At 70.1% G+C, this 19,191-nt stretch carries 15 protein-coding genes; 9 read left to right on the top strand and 6 right to left on the bottom strand.

Translation table 11 applies throughout. The features are described from left to right. The first annotated feature begins 399 nt into the window (after nt 1-399). The gene (locus TsocGM_RS26530) at nt 400-2,058 is read left to right on the top strand and encodes a multicopper oxidase family protein (RefSeq protein WP_199756793.1); all 1,659 of its coding nucleotides are present in this window, start codon (nt 400-402) and stop codon (nt 2,056-2,058) included. A 65-nt stretch (nt 2,059-2,123) separates the two neighbouring features. Here the strand turns inward: TsocGM_RS26530 and TsocGM_RS14645 are convergent, their stop codons facing one another. Next, nucleotides 2,124-3,659: a TolC family protein gene (locus TsocGM_RS14645; protein ID WP_126726215.1), complete on the bottom strand. Its 1,536-nt coding sequence runs from the start codon at nt 3,657-3,659 to the stop codon at nt 2,124-2,126. Between the two features lie 857 nt (nt 3,660-4,516). Here TsocGM_RS14645 and TsocGM_RS14640 point away from each other — a divergent pair. Beyond that, the gene (locus tag TsocGM_RS14640) at nt 4,517-4,963 is read left to right on the top strand and encodes a four-helix bundle copper-binding protein (RefSeq protein WP_126726214.1); all 447 of its coding nucleotides are present in this window, start codon (nt 4,517-4,519) and stop codon (nt 4,961-4,963) included. A gap of 13 nt (nt 4,964-4,976) precedes the next feature. Further along, nucleotides 4,977-5,396 (top strand): hypothetical protein, encoded by a 420-nt coding sequence (locus TsocGM_RS14635; protein ID WP_126726213.1) that lies wholly within the window; start codon nt 4,977-4,979, stop codon nt 5,394-5,396. A 26-nt stretch (nt 5,397-5,422) separates the two neighbouring features. Here TsocGM_RS14635 and TsocGM_RS14630 read toward each other — a convergent pair whose 3' ends face one another. Further along, the gene (locus TsocGM_RS14630; RefSeq protein ID WP_233578892.1) at nt 5,423-6,037 is read right to left on the bottom strand and encodes a copper resistance protein B; all 615 of its coding nucleotides are present in this window, start codon (nt 6,035-6,037) and stop codon (nt 5,423-5,425) included. A 199-nt stretch (nt 6,038-6,236) separates the two neighbouring features. Beyond that, nucleotides 6,237-8,087 (bottom strand): copper resistance system multicopper oxidase, encoded by a 1,851-nt coding sequence (locus tag TsocGM_RS14625; RefSeq protein ID WP_126726211.1) that lies wholly within the window; start codon nt 8,085-8,087, stop codon nt 6,237-6,239. Nucleotides 8,088-8,761: 674 nt separating this feature from the next. Here TsocGM_RS14625 and TsocGM_RS14620 point away from each other — a divergent pair. The 3 genes from TsocGM_RS14620 (at nt 8,762) to TsocGM_RS14610 (ending at nt 10,151) form a co-directional block, all read left to right on the top strand. Beyond that, complete coding sequence (locus TsocGM_RS14620; protein WP_126726210.1) at nt 8,762-9,148, top strand: hypothetical protein; 387 nt, start codon at nt 8,762-8,764, stop codon at nt 9,146-9,148. A 336-nt stretch (nt 9,149-9,484) separates the two neighbouring features. Beyond that, nucleotides 9,485-9,670, top strand: a complete 186-nt coding sequence (locus tag TsocGM_RS14615; RefSeq protein WP_126726209.1) for a hypothetical protein — start codon at nt 9,485-9,487, stop codon at nt 9,668-9,670. Nucleotides 9,671-9,830: 160 nt separating this feature from the next. After that, complete coding sequence (locus TsocGM_RS14610) at nt 9,831-10,151, top strand: four-helix bundle copper-binding protein (protein ID WP_126726208.1); 321 nt, start codon at nt 9,831-9,833, stop codon at nt 10,149-10,151. Between the two features lie 52 nt (nt 10,152-10,203). Here the strand turns inward: TsocGM_RS14610 and TsocGM_RS14605 are convergent, their stop codons facing one another. Together TsocGM_RS14605 and TsocGM_RS14600 are read right to left on the bottom strand one after the other, a co-directional pair. Then, nucleotides 10,204-10,974 (bottom strand): transporter, encoded by a 771-nt coding sequence (locus tag TsocGM_RS14605; RefSeq protein ID WP_126726207.1) that lies wholly within the window; start codon nt 10,972-10,974, stop codon nt 10,204-10,206. Nucleotides 10,975-10,979: 5 nt separating this feature from the next. Beyond that, entirely contained in the window at nt 10,980-12,344 is a 1,365-nt protein-coding gene (locus TsocGM_RS14600) for a hypothetical protein (protein WP_199756792.1), read from the bottom strand. Between the two features lie 219 nt (nt 12,345-12,563). Here TsocGM_RS14600 and TsocGM_RS14595 point away from each other — a divergent pair, with 219 nt between their 5' ends. The 3 genes from TsocGM_RS14595 (at nt 12,564) to TsocGM_RS14585 (ending at nt 16,614) form a co-directional block, all read left to right on the top strand. Then, nucleotides 12,564-12,854 carry a metal-sensitive transcriptional regulator gene (locus TsocGM_RS14595; RefSeq protein WP_126726206.1) on the top strand — a complete coding sequence of 97 codons (291 nt, stop codon included), beginning with the start codon at nt 12,564-12,566 and terminating at the stop codon, nt 12,852-12,854. 22 nt (nt 12,855-12,876) lie between these two features. Continuing rightward, nucleotides 12,877-15,459, top strand: a complete 2,583-nt coding sequence (locus TsocGM_RS14590) for a heavy metal translocating P-type ATPase (RefSeq protein ID WP_126726205.1) — start codon at nt 12,877-12,879, stop codon at nt 15,457-15,459. Nucleotides 15,460-15,669: 210 nt separating this feature from the next. After that, the gene (locus TsocGM_RS14585) at nt 15,670-16,614 is read left to right on the top strand and encodes a hypothetical protein (RefSeq protein WP_126726204.1); all 945 of its coding nucleotides are present in this window, start codon (nt 15,670-15,672) and stop codon (nt 16,612-16,614) included. A gap of 197 nt (nt 16,615-16,811) precedes the next feature. Here TsocGM_RS14585 and TsocGM_RS14580 read toward each other — a convergent pair whose 3' ends face one another. After that, nucleotides 16,812-19,166 carry a heavy metal translocating P-type ATPase gene (locus tag TsocGM_RS14580; protein ID WP_126726203.1) on the bottom strand — a complete coding sequence of 785 codons (2,355 nt, stop codon included), beginning with the start codon at nt 19,164-19,166 and terminating at the stop codon, nt 16,812-16,814. Between the last annotated feature and the right edge of the window lie 25 nt (nt 19,167-19,191).

Below are 19,191 nucleotides of genomic sequence, written 5' to 3'. Positions count from 1 at the left end.
AGCCGGCGCACGCCCAGCACCGCTCGGCGCAGGCTTCGATACAGCTCCGACGTTCTTCGTTGGGCCATGGGCATTCCCTCCGGGGCGGTGTGTCATCGGGGACGCGGTCCATGCGGCCCCTCGCCCATCGGACGGTCCCGATCCCCGGCGGGGGTCGCGGAGGCGCGGGGGAGGCCTACACCGCAGGCGACAATGGCACCCAGGAGGGCTGGCGGACATGACACCGGTCATGCCGGCTTGCCGCCGGCGCGCAGCGCCTCCCCGGGGTCGATTTGGCCAGCAATCCGGGTGCCGGCGCCCAGCCGCCCATGCCGGGCGATCGTCGGACGGGTAGAATGGAGTGTTCGGCTGGTGGGCTCCCGGCCGGCGGATGGCCCCTGTCCCGGTCGAGGTGATGCGATGGAGAACGAGTCGAGCAGGCGACATTTCCTCCAGGGCGGGGCGGCCGCGGTCGCGGGGGCGCTCTCCGCGGGCGCGACCGCCGGCGCCCAGGACACGGCCGCCCCTCCGGGCCACGCCGAGCACGAGCACGGACAAGAATATCCCCGCGACCGGCCCGGGCCCGGCGGGCCGGTCGGCAGCCCCACCGACCGCGGGAAGCTCGTCCCGGGCCTCATCAGGCCCGGCGAGCCCCCGGTCCGAGTGATCGTACCGGACCTGCCCGAGCGGTTGCCCTGGACGATGGTTAACGGCGCCAAGGAATTCCACATCCGCTGCCAGGCCGTCCGGCGCGAACTGCTGCCCACGTTCACGCTGGACTGCTGGGGCTTCAACGGCCTGATGCCCGGCCCGACCATCGAGGCGACCGTCGGCGACCGGGTGCGGCTCGTCGTCCACAACGAGCTGCCCGAGTCGACCGGCATCCACTGGCATGGCCTCGAGATGCCGGTCCGCTTCGACGGCGTCCCCGGCGTGACCCAGCCGCCGATCCGCCCCGGCGAGACCTACGCCTACGAGTTCGACCTGCACCAGGACGGCACGTTCTTCTACCACTCGCACGACGGGATGCAGGACGCCATGGGCATGGTCGGCCTGTTCATCATCTACCCCAGGGAGGCGCACGAGCCGCGGGTCGACCGCGACTTCGCCCTGATCAGCCAGGCGTGGGGCGTCCTGCCGGGGGCGACCGTCCCCAACACGATGACGATGGAGTGGAACGTCCTGACCTTCAACGGCCGCGCCGGCCCGTATGTCACGCCGCTGGTGTGCAAGCTGGGCGAGCGGGTGCGGATCCGGACGCTGAACTTCAGCCCCATGGACCACCACCCCTTCCACCTCCACGGGCTGACCTTCTGGGTGACCGGGACCGAGGGCGGGCGGATGCCCGAGTCGGCCTGGTATCCGGGCAACACCGTGCTCGTGGCCGTGGCGCAGGTGCGCGAGATCGAGTTCATCGCCAACAACGTGGGGGACTGGCCGTACCACTGCCACATGTTCCACCACACGATGAACTTCATGAGCACCATGGTCGGGCCGATGGGCGGCCACACCGTCTCCGGGATGGGCGCCGGGCTGAGCCCGTCCGGCGGCATGGGCATCGCCACCGGCGGCGGCGCCCTCTCGGAGTCCTTCGGCCCGAGCCTGGGGCGGGGCATGGGCGAGCAGATCGGCACGGAGCGCACCGTCGGCAACATGACGGTGGGGCCGCGATCGTCGGGCGCCGGCGGTCACGGCGGCCACGCGGGCATGGGCCGTGACGCCTCGGGCCGGCGCGTGCCGGGGTTCCCGGCCGGCATGATGGACATGCCGGCGGAGTGGACCCCGGAGCACCTGGCCAAGCTCAACAAGCCGGAGACGCGCGGCATGCGCCGCGGCTGGTACACCGGCGTCGAGGGGCTGATGACCGTCGTCCGCGTCCTGCCGCCGGACCTGTTCGAGGCGGTCATGTCGGGCCAAGGCGAGGTCGCGCCCGGGGCGAGCATCCCCGGGGGCGGGCCCGGCCCGGTCGAGCCGCACGGGGGGCACCGGCCCGAGTCGGAGTCGGGCCGGATGCGGGGGCACGGCCCGGCGCCCGCCCCCGCGGTGCCGGCGGGCGGGCACGAGGGCTACCCGCGTTAGCTTTGGGGTCACGCTACGGGGCGGTCCGGCGGGGGAGAGCCGCCCGGACCGCCCCGCTCGCCCGGTCACCGCGGCTGGGGCGTCGCCTCGATGTGGCCCTGCGGGGTCGGGCCAGCCGGCGGGGTCAGCCCGTCGACCAGCAGCATGCCGGCGATCTCCACCTCGGCCCGCCGCAGCTCGAGCAGCGACATGGTGTAGTCGAGCTGCAGGTCGACGAGCGTCCGCCGGGCCACCAGGACCTGGGGCCAGGCCGCCCGGCGCTGGCGGAAGTTCTCCGACTGCACCTCGAAGGCCCGCCGCGCCAGCGGCAGGGTCTCGGCGCGGTAGTCCTCCACCGACTGCCGCGCGTCCTCGTAGCGGTTGTAGGCGTCGGCCAGGCGTTGCCGGATCGACAGGCCCACCCGCTCGTACTCGGCCCGGGCCCGCGACAGGTCGGCCATCGCCTCGCGGACCGTGCCCTGGTTGCGGTTCCAGACCGGCAGGGGGATGCTCGCCTGGACGCCGGCGGTCGTGATGCCGAACTCGTAGTTGTAACCCGTCACGCCCTGGATCGTGATGTTCGGGATCGGCTCGGCCCGCTCGCGCCGCACCATGATCTGGTCGCGGCGGATCTCCGCCAGGGCCGCCTGGATCTCGGGGCTGCGATGGAGCAGGTCCGCCAGCACCGCGTCGAAGTCCAGGGGCGCGGCCTCGGCCTCGAGCGGTCGCATGTCGAGCGGCAGCGGGCGCAGCTCCGGCGCCCCGGCCAGGGCGACGAGCATCTCCCAGTCGGCGCGGTACCGGTTCTCGGCGTTGCGCAGCGCCACGCGGGCGCGGTGGGCCTCGACCCGGGCCTGGAGCAGGTCCGGCTCGTTGGCCTGCCCGACGTTGACCAGTTCCTCGGTCGTCCGGACCGCGTCCTCGTTGATCGCGACCAGCTGCCGCTCGAGCTCGATCGTCCCCTGGTCGGCGGCCACCTCGAAGTAGGCGACGCGGACGCCGTTCAGGACGCGGAATCGCTGCGCCTCGGCCTGCCACCGCGCCGTGTTGGCCTCCTCGGCGAACTTGGCGCGGCTGAGCCGGAGCTTGCCGCCGGTGACGATCTCCTGCTGGACGAAGCCGCCCTGCAGCTCGCCGGGGGTGCGGTTGCGGCCGAAGGTCCCCTCCGCGGCGACCTCCGAGGGCACCCCGATCTGCTCGGCGGTGTAGCCGATGACCGGGTTGGGGTAGAGGCCGGCCTGGAACGACCGGCTCCGGGCGGCGTCGAGCTGCGCGAACGCCTGTCGCAGGGTGGGGTTTCGCTCCAGCGCCAGCCGCTCGAAGTCGGCCAGCCCCAGCCCTGCCGCCGGGGCGGGCGTGGTGGCGATGGTGGTCGGCGCCGCCATCGGTTCCGGCAGGGCCGGCGGGACTCCCGCCGGCGCGCGCGTTGCGTCCCCATGGGCCGACGGGTCGTGTACCGGCGCGGCCTGGGCGGTCCTGGTCGCGTGTCGGTCTTCGGCGTGGGCCCATCCCTGGGGACCGAGGGCCGACGCCAGGCAGGCGAGCGTCATCCCGGTCCGGAGGGCATGGGCGAGCGCCGGGCGGGCCGGTGCCGCCCCGCCTTTCAGGTCCTTCCTGAACATCGCTCGCTCCTCGCCCGACGCGCTGAGCCCGACGCGATCGGATGTCGGTGATATCGGCCGCCGGCCGGGCCGGGCTGCAGCGGGGTGGCCCGGAAAACGCACAGGTCACCGACTTTCCCGCCCTCATTTACCGGCTCGCCGGGCGCAGGGTCGGGCCGTGCTGGGAACCACCTCGAACCGGCCTACCCCCTCGGGCCCGGGCGATCGCGTGGGCCTTGGTTCTCCATGACTGGGCCCGGCGATCGTCGTCCGCGCCGGTCGGAGGCCGAGATCATGCATCTTCCCTACGAGAATGATGCCACGCGAGATTGAGGCGGGCGCAAACGCCAGATGAGACCACGGAGACCCTTGTGTCGACCAGATCACGAATCAACCCACCCCCGCCCTGGGAGCCGCTCTCCTGGGGCTCGCGCTGCTCCTCGGCAGCGCGGCCCAAGCCCTGGCGGCCCGGCAGCCTGCCGCGGGCCCGGCCATTGGGCCCCGGTGGCGGCGGGATGGGCTACATATAGGGCGGGCCTCGTATTTGGGCCCCATGTTGGTCAGATGCTTCGCCGCCATGTCCGAGGATACGGGCGCCTCGCGCTCGGGAGTGAGTGCCGGACGGCGGGCGATCATTCCCACGCCGCCGCCGCGCCAACGTCTGACGGGTTCGGGCAACTGGTGGTGATCATGGTCCTCCGTGTGGTTATTGGATTACTTCCTCAGAGGAGTTCGAGGGCGCCGGCAGGGGCAGGCGTGCGCAGGCGTGGCGTGCCGAACTGAGCTGGAGCGCCCGGCACGCCGATGCGTTCGCCCGAGCTCCGAGCGAATGTCGATAGCGCCCGGAAATCGCCATACATCTGAGTGGGAGGACGAACATGGACCGACGCAACATGCTGGGCGTCCTGGGGGCCGGGGCCGCTAGCCTCGTCGCCCTGGGCGGCACCGGCCACGCCCAGCAGCACGAGCACCGCGGGCACTCCGAGATCCTCGACGACTGCCGGAACCTCTGCGGCCGGGCGGCCGACCACTGCCTGGAGGAACTCCGCAAGGGCACGGAGCAACGCGAGGCGTATGCCCGCGCGCACGAGCTGACCAGGGACTGCCAGCAGTTCTGCTCGCTGTCGGCCGACCTGACAAGTCGGGGCAGCCCCGTCGCGCACCACGCGCACGCCGCGTGTGCCGAGGTCTGTCGGGCGTGCGCCGAGTCGTGCGAGAAGATCGCCGGGGACAAGATCCTGCAGGACTGCGCCCGGGCCTGCCGCACGGCCGAGGAGCACTGCCGCAAGATGGGTAGGGCGGGGGGCCACGCCTCGGCCGCGTAGCACGTTGGATCCCATGCTAATCAGATGCTTCGCCGCGCTTGCAGTCATGCTCTCCATGAGCTGCGTCTACCGCCGCGACCTCGTCGCGGGCGGTGCGCTGCAGGTGGAATGCAGGGAGGCCGCGGGCGTCACCATCGGGCCCATCGAGGCGTTCCAGGCGGGCGAGTCGCTCCTGGTGAAGGGTTACGTGAAGGCACGCGAGCCCCTCGGCTGCGTCGACGTCGTCGTCGAGGGCCCGGAGGGCGACGTCCTGTCCCGGACGCGAACGCCTGTCGTCCGGCACCGCCATCACCGTGCGGGACATCCCCCGGTCTTCGAGGCGTGGCTGCGGGTGGAGCCGCCCGAGAGCTCCCGGCTCCTGATCACCCACGCGACGTACGCCGACGACCCGAGATGTGCTGCGGGCGAAGGACCTGGGCCCGAGGCTGGTTGACCGGAGCGCCGCCGCACGGGCGACGGTCAGAACCACATCCGGACGCCGAAGATGACCGCGAAGTCGCTGACCTCCTCCCCGTCGCGGCGCGCGATCCCGGCGGTCTCGCCGGTCTTCCGGGTCCAGGACACGCCGACATACGGCGCGAACTCCCGCCTCAGCTCGTAGCGGAGTCGCGCCCCGAGCTCGAAGTCGTTGAGGCCTTGCCCCACGCCGTGCTCCGGTACCTCCTGGACGGCGGCGTCCAGCTCGAGGCGGGGCTGGAGGACGAGCCGCTGGGCGAGCAGGAGGTCGAAGGTCGCCTCCAGCCGCGCCGACACGTCGGCATCGTCGCTGAGGAACAGCGCCGGCTCGATGTCGAAGTAGTAGGGGGCCAGGCCCTCGAGGCCGACGACGGCGAAGGCGCGCGAGGAGTCGGCATCGGAGCCCCACGGCTGGTCGTAGCGCACACCGAGCTGGAGGTCCCAGAAGGGCGCGATCAGCCGGCTATAGAGCAGCTGCGCCTCGGCCTCGCCCTCGTCCTCGGCCAGGTCGCCCTCGGTCTTGAGCCACAGCCGCTCGTCGTCGCCGCCGACCCAGCCGTCGGCCTCCCAGCTGAAGGTGTCGTCGCCGTCCCGGAGCTGGTACTCGAACGGTTCCAGCAGGAGGTAGCGATACCACCGCTGATCGTCGATCGGCGGCGCTCATCCGCCATCCTCGCCGACCGGCGCCCCGGTGAGGTCACCGTCACCGGCGAAGGCCCAAGGGGCCATCGTCAGCAGCGAGACAGCCGCCAGGAGGATGCCCGCCAGGAGCTTCCTCGTGCAGGCGGAGGTCGTCGCTTCGCGCGCCGCGGATGATTCAAGCAACGGTGACGACACGGAACATCCCCATCTCCATGTGGTACAAGATGTGACAGTGGAACGCCCAGTCCCCGCGCGCATCGGCCGTGATGTCGACCGAGAGCCGCTCGGCGGGCTTGACGTTCACTGTGTGCTTCCTCGGCTTGTGCGCCCCGGAGCCATTGACGAGCTCGAACCACATCCCGTGCAGATGGATCGGGTGATTCATCATCGTGTCGTTCACGAGGGTCAGCCGGAGTCGCTCGCCGTAGAAGAACCGGATCGGCCCGTCGGCCTCGGAGTATTTCTTGCCGTCGAACGACCACATGTAGCGTTCCATGTTGCCGGTGAGGTGCAGCTCGATCTCCCGGGAGGGCGGCCGCGGGTCGCTCCCCGGCGAGAGGCTGCGGAGGTCCGCATAGAGCAGGACCCGCCGTCCGGAGCCTTCCAGGCCGATGCCGGGCTCGCCCGTGCGGTCCTTGGTCGCGTCCGGCACCATCGCGTTGCCCGGCCCGTGGTCCTCCGGGCCGTGCGGGACGGCGCCACCGGCGTTCGCCGCCCCGGCTGCCCCGTGCTGCATCGCGGACCGTCGATCGCCATGGCCGGCGGCGTGAGCATCGGCCCCGTGCTCCATCACATGCGGCGCTGCGGGCTTCGGGCCGCCGTGGCCGCCCCCATGCTCGCCATGGCCCCCGCCATGCCCGCCGCCGTGATCCATCCCCATGCCCATATCGGCCATGGACAGTAGGGGGCGCGGCCGCCGCTCGGGAATGGGCGCGGAGAGGCCGTCTCGCACGGCGAGGGTGCCGCGTGCGAAGCCGCTCCGGTCCATCGCCTCGGCGAAGATGGTGTACGCCGGTCCTTCCCCAGGCTCGACGATCACATCGTAGGTCTCGGCGATCGCGATCCGCAGTTCGTCGACGACGACCGGTTGGATGTCCTGCCCGTCTGCCTGCACGACGGTCATCTTGAGCCCCGGGATGCGGACGTCGAAGTAGCTCGCGGCCCCGGCGTTGATGAAGCGCAGGCGGATGCGCTCGCCCCGCGCGAAGACCCCCGTCCAGTTTGCGCCCGGTGGCAGGCCGTTCACCAGGTAGGTGTAGGTGTAGCCGGTGATGTCGGAGATGTCGGTGGGGTCCATGCGCATCTGCCCCCACATCAGGCGGTCCCCGATCGCCGCCGACCACCCGTTTTGCTCGACGTCCCGGAAGAGCGTGCCGAGGGTCCGCTGCTGGAAGTTGTAGTAGTTGCTCTGCTTCTTGAGATTGGCCAGGATCTCGTAGGGATCCTCGAAGGTCCAGTCCGAGAGGAGGACGACGTAATCCCGCTCGTAGGCGTACGGCTCTGGTTCCTTGGGGTCGACGATCAATGGGCCGTAGACCCCGGTCTGCTCCTGCAGGCCCGAGTGGCTGTGATACCAGTAGGTGCCGCTCTGGTTGATGGAAAAGCGATAGGTGAAGCTCTCCCCCGGCTTGATCCCGGCGAAGCTCACTCCCGGGACCCCGTCCATGCCCGGCGGGAGGATCAGCCCGTGCCAGTGGATCGAGGTGTCCTCCCGGAGCCCGTTCGTGACCTCGATGATGGCCTCCTGGCCCTCGCGGAACCGGAGCAGCGGCCCCGGCACGGTGCCGTTGATCGCCGTCGCCGTGGCCCCTTCGGAACCAAGATTGATCCGCGTCTCGGCGATGCCCAGCTTGACGCGATCGCCAAGAGGGATTCCGCTCGCGCGGCCCACCGCCACTGCAGGCCCGAGCGCGTAGGACGGCACGGTGCCCCGCAAGGCGGCCCACAGCCCCAGGCTCGCCGCGGAGGCGAGGAAGGAACGCCGGCTGTGGTATGCGGGCACCTCGGTGGGTGATCGGCGGTTCATGTTGCTCCCAGGTGATCCTGCTCGTCTCATCCCGCGCGGCCCAGGGTCGGCCTCGCCTGCGCCCATGCCGGGGACACGGCGAAACGCAAAAGTATCATGGTTGCAGCGCTGCGTCCAATTTCACCTTTCACGGTCCAGCGGCCGCGGCCGTCGTCCCGGGGGGATTACGAGCATCGCCCGCCCCATGGGATGTCGCTGACGGGCCGGGCCGACATGGCGGGTGGCCGGGTGATCGAGGGCCCTCCCCGGATGGCCGGCGGCGACAGGCTACCAGAGGCCATACCCGGGCCGGGTATGACCCGGGACATGCCGCGGAGGTTTCCGTGCCGCCGATACGCGAGCGTTGCTCCGGGCGATCCCCGCGATCAAACCTCGTGACCATTGATGATGCGCGTGAGGTTCCTGTCACGGGCCAGGATCCTGGGGTGTGTCGTCTCGTCGGCGCCGGGCGGATGCCAGTATCGGGCCAAGATGATCGCCATCCAAATCCCTATCCCTCATGCTGTTGCGGCGAGCGAGAGCGGCCCGGCGGGGGCAATCTTCGTCTCCGGTCCGTCGTCTGCACTGTCAAGACGCTCGAGTGCGCGAAATCCTCCGATGCGACGGGTCTGGGCTCGTCCTCGCACCGGGATCAGGACAACTTCACCGCGTTGAAAGAGATACGGGGAAGCATCATGCGATTGGCATGGCGGATGATCGCGCTGGCGAGCGTGCTCACGATCGGCGGACTGGCGCTCGGGACCTCCGAGGCCACGGCCCAGGGGTATGGGTACGGCGGTTACCCCGGCTACTATCAGCATGGTGGAGGCTACCACGGAGGCCATCACGGCGGCGTCTACGGCGTCCCGGCCTACGGCTACTACGGGCAGGGCGGGCATGATTTCGCACCGCACTGGCACACGAGGCGCACGCCGTTCGGCGGCTTCGGGTGGTACGGGACGGGCCGGCACGACTACCGGCCGCACGGCCACACCGTCACGCCCTACGGGATCGAGAGCTACAACAGCTGGCGGACCCGGAGCTATTCGCCGCCGACGCCCTACGTCTACTACCCCTGGTGACGAACGGGGAGCCGGCGCTGGGAACGCCGCCGCGGGCATGCACCGGCGGGAGTCGATCCGCGACGTGGCGGCCGGATCGCCGGCGGTCGAGGTTGTGGCGCCGCGCGGGCCAATCGGCGCGAGACTTGCGAGCCACCAATCCGGCTATCCATCGCGGTATCGACGGCCATCAGCCGGTCGGCCCGCGATCGGGTGGCGACGGTGGAGCAGAGGTCGCCCCGGTCAGGAGCGGGCGATCGGGCTCAGGCTGGTTCACCGGGCCCCTTCGGGGGCGATCGCCGGCCCGCGGGGTGCGGGCCGCGTCCATCCATTGATCGCTGCAACAGGAGGACGCCAATGGATCGCCGGGAACTGCTGTCGATCGTGGGCGCCGGCACCGCCGGCCTGCTCGCCACCGGCGGCGCCGCGGCCCTCGCCCAGGGCCGGGGCGGCCAGCAGCAACAGCATCCGCACGAGCACCATCCGCACCACGGACACCTCCGGACCATGGCGCAACAGGGCCAGGGCGGCCGCTCGCGCTGAGCCGCAAACGTCGGCCTCTCGCCCTCGGCATGTCTCCTGCCCGCCATCGCGAGCGGGTGGGGGGGACGCCGGGATCGAACGACGCTCCTTCCCATGCGTAAGGACCTGGATCCCTGCCGCTCGGGACGAGCCATCCCGGCGGCCCACCGAGGAGGAACCGATGACCCACGAGAAGTACCGAGGCTGCATCGAGGCGTGTGTCGCCTGTGCCCAGGAGTGCGAGCGCTGCGGCGACGCCTGCATCGGCCAGCCCCAGATGGCCGAGTGCGTCCGCACCTGTCGGGATTGCGCCGAGCTGTGCTGGACCTGCTCGGGCTTCATGAGCCGCGGCTCGACGCTCGCGGCCGAGGTGTGCCGGGCCTGCGCCGAGGCGTGCGACCGCTGCGCCGCCGAGTGCGCCGAGCACGAGGCGGAGCACTGCAAGCGGTGCGCGGAGGCCTGCCGGCGCTGCGCCGAGGAGTGCCGCAAGGTGGCCGCCTGACGGCCGTCACCACTCCCCCGCCCGAGGGCTCACGGGCGGGGCCATCCGCGCGCTACTCGGGGCTCGAGTATGGGATCAGCAGCTCCCGCTGCAGCCCGACCGTCGCCTGCACCTCCGGCGACTCGGCGCCGATGCCGAACCCCACGCCGGCCGACAGCACCCAGATCGGGCTCAAGCCGTAGCGCAGCCCCGCCTCGACGAGGTTCGTCTCCTCGTGCTCCTTCAGGTCCTGCTCGCGGAGGTAGTCGAAGAGGATGAACAGCTGCGGCGAGACGCGGCGGCTGTAGCCGACGACCGCCTCGTAGCGGCCGTCCCGCTCGTCGGCTTGCTCCTCGGAGTTGAACTGGTACCGGCCGACGAGGTGGAGCCGGTGTAGCAGCGAGCTCCGTCCGAGCGTCTTGCTGAACACGGCGCCCACGATCGGATCGACCCCCTCGCTGTCGTCCCCGGTGGGCGTCTCGAGCCCTGCGATCAGGGAGACGGCCGGGACGCCGAGCGTCTCCTGGTTGAAGTTGTAGAGCGCCTCGACCCGTACGTCTCCCAGCCCATCCGGCTCGAGCTCGCCGGCGCGGAAGGGCACCGCGACGCTGATCTGCGCGTTTCGCGGGAAGCCGAATTCGAGGCGAGGTTCGAAGAAGAACCCGTCCTCCTCCTTATCGGTCCGGATGAAGCGGTTGACGAGCTGCGCCTCCCGGCCCAGGTACTCCTTCGGATAGGCGTCGGTGAGCGCCGTCGGGAATCCCTCCTCCAGGTCCGACACGTCGGCCCGGGCAGGCATCGCGAGGGCGCCGACGGCCAGCATGGTGATGACCAGGATGCGCATGATCGTTACCGCCTCCCTGCGCTGTGGTGTCGCTCCTCGGGCCCGCAGGGGGCGGGGCGGAGGGACGGCTCATCGGTCATCGCGATGGGGGGCACCTCCGGCATGTTCCCGTACTTCTCGCTCCAGCCCTTGATCATCGTCCGGACCATCTTCTCGGAAGCCTTGCCGGGGGCCATGCCTTCCTTGTCCATCTTCATCTGGGGGTATTCCTTCATCAGGGCCTGGTGGAGCGAGCCCGGGTGCTCGCCCGGCTGGTAGCCGGGGCTGAGCTTGAGCCGGAGCTGGTGCATGACATTGGGCGGGGGATCGCTGCTCCCGTCGGCGCTCATGCCGGGCCACATTTCGCGGAGCATCTCCTCCATGATCCGGTTCATCTCGCCCTCGTACCCCTTCATCCAGCCCTCGTAGCAGCGGGGGTCCATGTCCGGGTAGGGGAGGGAAAACTTCCTGGCAAGCTCTTCGTCGCCGGGCTGGTAGCCCAACGCGTCGAGGACGCGGTACATCTCCGCGCGCTTCTGCTCCTCGTCCCAACCCTCGTAGGCGAGGATCGCGTAGGCAATGCCGTGGATCATGTGGAGGTTGTCGAAGATGTTCGCCGACTCGGGCGAGAGCCTGCTGTAGCGCGGCATCATCTCCCGGCTCAGCAGCATCCGCGACGGCCGATCGTGGAACACGCGGGAGAAGGTCTGCTCGTGCGTCTCGCGCACCGCCTCGTCCTGCTCCTCGTCGTTGCCGCCGAGCATCATCGCCTCGTAGATCGCCGGGTGCCACCAATGGGCCACGTAGAAGTAGGTCGTCGACTGCGGGTAGAGGCTGCGGAATATGCCGAAGTAGGGCTTCATCATCACGTTGGCGCGCCGCATCGTGACGTCGAGCGGGGCGGGGCTGCGCGCCCGATCGTTCAGCTCCAGGTAGTAGCGGACCTGCCTGTCGGTCCACTCCTTCTTGCGGTCCCAGTCGATCTGCCGCGACGAGAGGATGTCATACGTCTCGCCGTGGTGGACGTGGGTCCAGTCGATCGCCCGGTAGAGCTGCCACAGGAAGCGGCCGGTGTAGGGGCCGTAGAGCTCCATGTGTGGTTCGAGGCGCGGCGGATTGTAGGTGTACGCGACCGACTCGGCGTTGAACGCGGCGTCGTGGTAGTAGGCCTTTCCCTTTGGCGTCAGCTGCAGGACATCGTGCGCCTTGGCGTGGGCGAAGTGGATCGCCGCGGAGGTCTCGAACGGATCGTTGTGCCTGGAGTAGAAGTCGTAGTTGTGCGGCCCTCGCATGAAGGTAACCCTGTCCCGCTGCTCGAGGTGCATCCCGCCGCAGGCGGAGCCCACGAGGAGGCACAGCGCGGAGCCCAGTAGGCCCAAGGTTCTCGTCATCTTCCTCGGTCTCCTCATTCTCGCGTGCGGCAGCATCGCGTAGCGCCTGGCCGGCTGCTATGAGCCGGATCATCCGCCGCCCCGGAAATCTCGCCGAGACTCCGCTCACGCCGACCGGCCGCGCCCGCAATATACCCCCAAGGGGTACTTGACCTTATACCCCCAGGGGGTATATCATGGTGCACGGACGAACTTCGGCAGGCGTGAGCGGAGTCGGCGATGGACGAGCAATCGGCGAAGAAGGTCAGGTCCCGCGTCAGGCGCATCGCCGGTCAGGTGGCGGGGATCGAGCGGATGGTCGAGGATGGGCGCTACTGCGTAGATGTCCTCAACCAGATCGCCGCGGCCCGATCCGCGCTCGATGCGCTCGGCATCGAGCTCCTCTCGAAGCACCTCGAATCGTGCGTGCTCGGGAAGGGCGCGCGCGGGGAGCACGAGCGGGCGAAGGAGATGACCAGGGAGGAGCTCGTCGCCGAGGTCCGGACGGTGCTCGCCCGCTTCCTCAAGTAGCCGAGTCAGACAGGAGCGTTCGATGAAAACCTCATACTCAGTCCCAACGATCACCTGCCAGGGGTGCGCCAGCACGATCAGGGAGGCGGTCGGCTCGGCCGCGGGCGTCTCGGCGGTGGAGGTCGACGTCGCGGGCAAGACCGTGACCGTCACCCACGACGAGCGTGCGTCGGACGAGGCGATCGCCGGGGCCATCGGGCGGGCGGGGTACCCGGCCGCGAAGCTCGACGGCGCCGCGGCGGCGCCGCACGCCGATCATGCCCATCACGCCCACCACGACGACCGCGGCGCGAGGCCCCGATCGCCCGGCCCCGCGGTCAGGGACCCGGTCTGCGGCATGGAGGTCGACCCGGCCCATGCCGCCGGGAGCCACGAATGGTCGGGCAAGACCTACCACTTCTGCAGCCAGGGTTGCCTGGAGAAGTTCCGCGCCGATCCCGGCACGTACCTCGCGGCCGACGGGCAGCCGGCCGGGCCGCCCGTCGCCGCGCCGGGCACCCTCTACACCTGCCCGATGCACCCCGAGATCGTGCGCGACGGCCCGGGGAGCTGCCCGATCTGCGGCATGGCACTCGAGCCGATGGCGCCGTCGCTGGACGAGGGGCCGAACGAGGAGCTCCTCGACATGACGCGCCGATTCTGGATCTCGGCGGTGCTCACGCTGCCATTGCTTGTGCTGGCGATGGGCGAGATGGTCCTCGGCCGTGCATTGGTCTCGGGGCGCGCCGCGTCCTGGAGCCAGCTCGTGCTCGCCACGCCCGTCGTCCTCTGGGGCGGCTGGCCATTCTTCGCCCGCGGCTGGGCCTCGGTGGTCAATCGCAGCCTGAACATGTTCACGCTGATCGCCATCGGCACCGGCGCGGCCTATCTGTACAGCGTCGTCGCGACGCTCCTGCCGGGCGTGTTCCCGGCCGCGTTCCGCGACCACGCGGGGAACGTGCCGGTCTACTTCGAGGCCGCGGCGGTCATCGTCACGCTCGTGCTCCTGGGCCAGGTGCTCGAGCTCCGGGCGCGGAGCCAGACCTCCAGCGCCATCAAGATGCTCCTGGGGCTGGCGCCGAAGACCGCACGCCGGCTGCGGGACGACGGCACCGAGGCGGACGTCCCGCTCGAGGAGGTCCAGGTCGGCGACCGGCTGCGGGTCCGGCCGGGCGAGAAGGTCCCGGTCGACGGCGTCGTCCTGGAGGGTACCAGCGCCGTGGACGAGTCGATGGTCACCGGCGAGCCGATCCCGGTCGAGAAGACGGCGGGCGGTCGGCTCATCGGCGGCACGGTCAACGGCACGGGCAGCCTGGTGATGCGAGCCGAGCGCGTCGGCGCCGAGACGATGCTCGCCCAGATCGTCAAGATGGTCGGGGAGGCACAGCGCACGCGGGCCCCGATCCAGCGCCTCGCCGACCTGGTCTCGGGCTACTTCGTCCCGGCGGTGATCGTCGTCGCCGTCCTGACATTCGTCACCTGGGCGGCGATCGGCCCCGAGCCGCGGATGACCTACGCGCTGGTCAACGCGGTGGCGGTGCTGATCATCGCCTGCCCCTGCGCCCTGGGCCTGGCCACGCCGATGTCGATCATGGTCGGCACCGGGCGCGGGGCGACGGCCGGGGTGCTGATCAAGAACGCCGAGGCCCTCGAGGTGCTCGAGAAGGTCGACACGCTCGTGGTCGACAAGACCGGCACGCTCACGGAGGGTAAACCGCGCCTGGTGTCGGCGGTCGCCGCCCCGGGGCAGGACGAGGCGGGGCTCATCCGGCTCGCCGCGAGCCTGGAGCGCGCCAGCGAGCATCCGCTGGCCGCGGCGATCGTCGCCGGGGCCGGGGAGCGGGGGCTGGCGCTGGCCGCGGCGGGCGACTTCCAATCCACGACCGGCAAGGGCGTCCGGGGCGTGGTCGAGGGGCATGCGGTGGCGATCGGCAACCGGGCGCTGCTCGGCGAGGTGGGGGCGGAGGCGGACGTCCTCGTCGACAGGGCCGAGGAGCTGCGCCGCGACGGGCAGACGGTGGTCTTCGTCGCCGTCGACGGGCGCGCAGCGGGGATTCTCGGCGTGGCCGACCCGATCAAGGAATCCGCCGCCGAGGCGGTCCGGCGCCTGCACGAGGAGGGGCTGAAGGTCATCATGCTCACCGGCGACAACCGCACGACGGCCCAGGCCGTGGCGCGGAAGCTCGGGCTGGATGACGTCCGGGCGGACGTCCTCCCCGAGCAGAAGGGCGAGGCGGTCCGGGCGCTCCAGGCGGAGGGCCGCCGCGTGGCCATGGCCGGCGACGGGATCAACGACGCCCCGGCGCTGGCGCAGGCCGACGTCGGGATCGCGATGGGCACCGGCACGGACGTGGCGATGGAGAGCGCGGGGGTGACGCTGGTCAAGGGCGACCTGCGCGGGATCGTCCGGGCGCGGGCGCTGAGCCAGGCGACGATGCGGAACATCCGCCAGAACCTGGTCTTCGCGTTCCTCTACAACGTGCTCGGCGTGCCGGTCGCCGCGGGGGTGCTCTACCCGTTCTTCGGGCTGCTCCTGAGCCCGATGATCGCCAGCGCCGCCATGACGCTCAGCTCCGTGTCGGTGATCGCCAACGCGCTGCGGCTCCGCAGGGTGGAGCTGTCCTGACGCCGAATCGACGACGGTGAGCACTGCTACGGCCTGGACCCGGAGGCGGAGAGCGCTCGGCCCCTGCGCCGGGGCTCTCTCCTGCCTTGAGATGCCTCGTGCCGTTGCCGATGGACTTCGTTGACTCTAAGGTGCTCTACGCCATAGGGTTAACTGTCGATCGCAGCGAATGTCGGGTCGCTCGCCACTGATCCACCTGGCCCGTTTGTTATGGGCCGCTGGAAGGTCGAACCAAGGATCGGGGCGGAAAAACGAACTGTCTTAAGCGAACAATTAGTGATTACAAATATTTTTTCCAATATGCAGATTCGACAGCATTTGAGGGGACTGGCAGTGGCAGCACACAGCAGGCGTCAACGCCTCACCCTGATACTTGCCGTAGCAGCAGCTTGCCTCCGGCTGCCGTTGACAGCTGCGGATGCTTTTGCCCTGGATGTGAGGGTGCAAGTTGACAGTCGTGAGTCCTGTACGCTGCAACAGTTTTCCGGACTGCACACGGACGACCGCCTGGTTGTTACTGCCGAGGCGGCTCGGAGCTATTGCTGTTCGGTCCGGACCACGGACATTGCCGATTTTGCTCGTTTCAAAGAAAGCATCATTGATGTAGAAACCGGAACGCCAGTAGCCTCACTGTTCGGCCATAATGCGACGGGAACGCTTGCGCCGCAGATTCCCGTCGGGGACAACCATCCGGCACCAGAGCGTACGCGCCTCTGTTTCTTTCTTACGGAGACTAGACGCGTCGCCCTCCCGCTCGAGTTTTCAGTGCCAAATTCATCCACAACGCTACTTGAGTGCCAGGAGACCACCTTGGTCGGCAATTACAATCTGGTTGCTACTGATTTCGCATACCTTGAGGTCTCCAACTTGCTCGGTCACGATGTTGATACGATTTTCAGTCGCATTACGTATATAGCTCGTACCGGCGCAGGCCAGTTTCCAGTCGGTGGCGCAGCTCTGGAGCCGTCGTCTCGGAACGATCATGGGATTCACGAATTCATCTTTCCGGACACGTTCGGCACGCTATTTGTCGCACACGACGGTCCGCCGGGAAGTATCAGCGCCGCCATCTCTCAATATGAGACCCTAAGCGTCCTGCCATTTACATTTCGGCCAGTCACCAAAGAAGTCATGCGGCTGCGACGGCAGCAGTAAGTGGGGCATTACTTCTATGATCCCTGCTTATCTCAAGGGCTCAATCGCCTGGGTGCCGGACTTCTGAAGCGAAGACGTAGGCGGGACTGATAACGCCCCTACAGGAGTCCGTCCTGCATCGAGATTCAGATCGTCCCGGGAGTTTCATCGCTCTCTGCTTATGACCCGGCGGCGTACTTCTCCTTCCTCGCGGCCGTTCACCGCGCTCGAAAGCCTAGCAGCCGGAGTGCATTGGCGATCACGACGAGCGTGCTCCCCTCGTGGACGATTACGGCCGGGCCGATGCCGAGCAGGCCGGTCGTGGTGGCGAGGATGAGCAGCGCGATCACGGCGAGCGAGATGCCGAGGTTCTGGCGGATAACGCCCGCGGCCTGCCGGCTCAGGCCGATGGCGAAGGGCAGCTTGCCGAGGTCGTCGGCCATGAGGGCGATGTCGGCGGTCTCCAGCGCGACGGCCGTCCCCGCGCCGCCCATCGCGATGCCGACCGTGGCGTGGGCCAGGGCAGGGGCGTCGTTGACGCCGTCGCCGACCATGGCGACTTGGCCGTGGCGATCGAGCAGCTCCTGGATCGAGGCGACCTTGTCCTCGGGGAGGAGTTCCGAGCGGACCTCGTCGACCCCGACCTCCCCGCCGATGGCCTCGCCGACGCCGCGGTTGTCGCCGGTGAGCATCACGAGCGGGCGGAGGTCGAGGCGGCGCAGGCGCTCGAGCACGTCTCGCGCGTCATCACGTGGCCGGTCCGCGAGCCCCAGCACGCCGAGCCACCGCTCGCCGTGTCGCACCGCCATGATGCTCCGCCCGCCTGCCTGGAGCCGCTGGACCGCGCCGCGCACCTCGTCGGGGACGGCCACGCCGTCTTGCTCCCAGAGCCGCAGGCTGCCGATCTCCACCGGTTCTCCCTCCAGCTCGGAGCGGACACCGCGCGCGGTGAGGCTTTCCAGCTCGCCCGCCTCGGGGAGCGTGAGGGCCTCGGCCTCGGCACGCCGCACGACCGCCTGGGCGAGGGGATGCTGGCTGCGCCGTTCCACGGCCGCGGCGACGCGAAGCAGCTCCTCCTCGGCGACGCCCGGCATCGGCTGCAACTCGGTCACCTCCGGCTTGCCGACGGTCAGAGTGCCGGTCTTGTCGAAGGCGATGGCCCGCAGCGTCCCGAGGCGCTCGAGGTGGGCGCCGCCCTTGATCAGCACGCCGTTGCGCGCCGCCTGGGCGATCGCCGCGAGCACCGCCGAGGGCGTCCCGAGCGCCAGCGCGCAGGGCGAGGCCGCGACCAACAGCGCCATGCCGCGGTAGAAGCTCGTGCCCCAGCCCCAGAACCCGAGGAGCGGCGGGACGACGATAAGCAGGACGTCGGCGACGAGCACGGCGGGGACGAAGATCGCCTCGAATCGCTCGGTGAGCCGCTGGGTCGGGGCCTTCTGCGTCTGCGCCTCCTCCACGAGCCGGATGACGCGGTCCAGGGTCCGATCCCCGGCGGCTCCGGTGGTCGTGATCTCCAGGGCGCCGTCGCCGTTGATCGTCCCGGCGAAGACCTCCGCCCCCGGCTCCTTCTCGACCGGAACAGACTCGCCGGTGATCGGCGCCTGGTTGACCGCCGAGCGGCCGGAGCGGATTAGGCCGTCGACGGGGATCCGCTCGGCGGGGCGCACGACGACCACGTCTCCGCGCGCCACCCGCTCGATCGCCACCTCCTCCTCCCGCCCGTCCTTCAGGACGCGGGCGACGGGTGGTGCGAGGTCCGCCAGAGCCCGGATGGCGCCGCGGGCCCGATCCAGCGCGTAATGCTCGAGCGCGTGGGCGAGCGAGAACAGGAACAGCAGGAAGGCGCCCTCGGCCCACTCCCCGAGCACGGCGGCGCCAAGCGCGGCGAGGAGCATGAGGGTATCGATGTCGAGGTGGAACCGGCCCTTGCGGATCGAGCGGACCGCGTGGCGCGCCAGATCAAGCCCACCGAAGGCGTAGGAGGCAACATAGAGGGCGAGCGCGGCGCCGCTCGGCAGTTGCGCCCAGCGCTGGCCGATCCAGGCGGCAAGCAGGAGCGCGCCGGCGATCAGGCTCCAGGCCAGCTCCCTGTTCCGGGCATACCAGCCCTCCTCCTCCACGGCCGGCGGCTGCGTGCGGGCCCCCAGCTCCCGGAGCAGCTCCTCGATCCGCACGAGCGACGTCCGCTCGCGGTCGAATTCGACGCGGGCGCGCTGGGCTGGGAGGTTCACGGAGGCGCCGAGGACCCCCGGCGCACGGGCCAGCTCCTCCTCGAAGCGGCGTGCGGCATCCTCAGCCCCGACGATGCGGGCCGGGAGCACGGCGTGGCCGAACCGTTCCGTGATCCGCGCCCCCGCCGCCCTCGCGAGCCGTTCGACCTGGGCGAGCGTGGTCACCGCGGGATCGTAGTGCAGGCAGAGCGACGGGGTCGCCTGCTCCTCGCCGGCGACGTGGGCGCGGCGGATCCCCGGTTCTCCCGAGAGGCTCGCCTCGAGCCGACGCACGCACGCATCGCGCGCGTCCGGCACGTCGGGCAGGAGGAGCTCCAGGTCGATTCTCGTCGTCTTATCCACGATTCGGTCCCATGGGTCCCTCGCA

Origin of the sequence: Tautonia sociabilis, assembly GCF_003977685.1 — a bacterium.
GTDB classification, from domain to species: Bacteria; Planctomycetota; Planctomycetia; order Isosphaerales; family Isosphaeraceae; genus Tautonia; species Tautonia sociabilis.
Note: the sequence above shows the minus strand (reverse complement) of the source record. Positions and strands in the feature narration are given on the sequence as shown.

What these genes read in the sequence shown, in the direction of transcription:
- TsocGM_RS26530 (WP_199756793.1), top strand. Translation starts at nt 400, where the DNA reads ATGGAGAACGAGTCGAGCAGGCGACATTTCCTCCAGGGCGGGGCGGCC.
- TsocGM_RS14645 (WP_126726215.1), bottom strand. Translation starts at nt 3,659, where the DNA reads ATGTTCAGGAAGGACCTGAAAGGCGGGGCGGCACCGGCCCGCCCGGCG.
- TsocGM_RS14640 (WP_126726214.1), top strand. Translation starts at nt 4,517, where the DNA reads ATGGACCGACGCAACATGCTGGGCGTCCTGGGGGCCGGGGCCGCTAGC.
- TsocGM_RS14635 (WP_126726213.1), top strand. Translation starts at nt 4,977, where the DNA reads ATGCTAATCAGATGCTTCGCCGCGCTTGCAGTCATGCTCTCCATGAGC.
- TsocGM_RS14625 (WP_126726211.1), bottom strand. Translation starts at nt 8,087, where the DNA reads ATGAACCGCCGATCACCCACCGAGGTGCCCGCATACCACAGCCGGCGT.
- TsocGM_RS14620 (WP_126726210.1), top strand. Translation starts at nt 8,762, where the DNA reads ATGCGATTGGCATGGCGGATGATCGCGCTGGCGAGCGTGCTCACGATC.
- TsocGM_RS14615 (WP_126726209.1), top strand. Translation starts at nt 9,485, where the DNA reads ATGGATCGCCGGGAACTGCTGTCGATCGTGGGCGCCGGCACCGCCGGC.
- TsocGM_RS14610 (WP_126726208.1), top strand. Translation starts at nt 9,831, where the DNA reads ATGACCCACGAGAAGTACCGAGGCTGCATCGAGGCGTGTGTCGCCTGT.
- TsocGM_RS14605 (WP_126726207.1), bottom strand. Translation starts at nt 10,974, where the DNA reads ATGCGCATCCTGGTCATCACCATGCTGGCCGTCGGCGCCCTCGCGATG.
- TsocGM_RS14600 (WP_199756792.1), bottom strand. Translation starts at nt 12,344, where the DNA reads ATGACGAGAACCTTGGGCCTACTGGGCTCCGCGCTGTGCCTCCTCGTG.
- TsocGM_RS14595 (WP_126726206.1), top strand. Translation starts at nt 12,564, where the DNA reads ATGGACGAGCAATCGGCGAAGAAGGTCAGGTCCCGCGTCAGGCGCATC.
- TsocGM_RS14590 (WP_126726205.1), top strand. Translation starts at nt 12,877, where the DNA reads ATGAAAACCTCATACTCAGTCCCAACGATCACCTGCCAGGGGTGCGCC.
- TsocGM_RS14585 (WP_126726204.1), top strand. Translation starts at nt 15,670, where the DNA reads ATGGGCCGCTGGAAGGTCGAACCAAGGATCGGGGCGGAAAAACGAACT.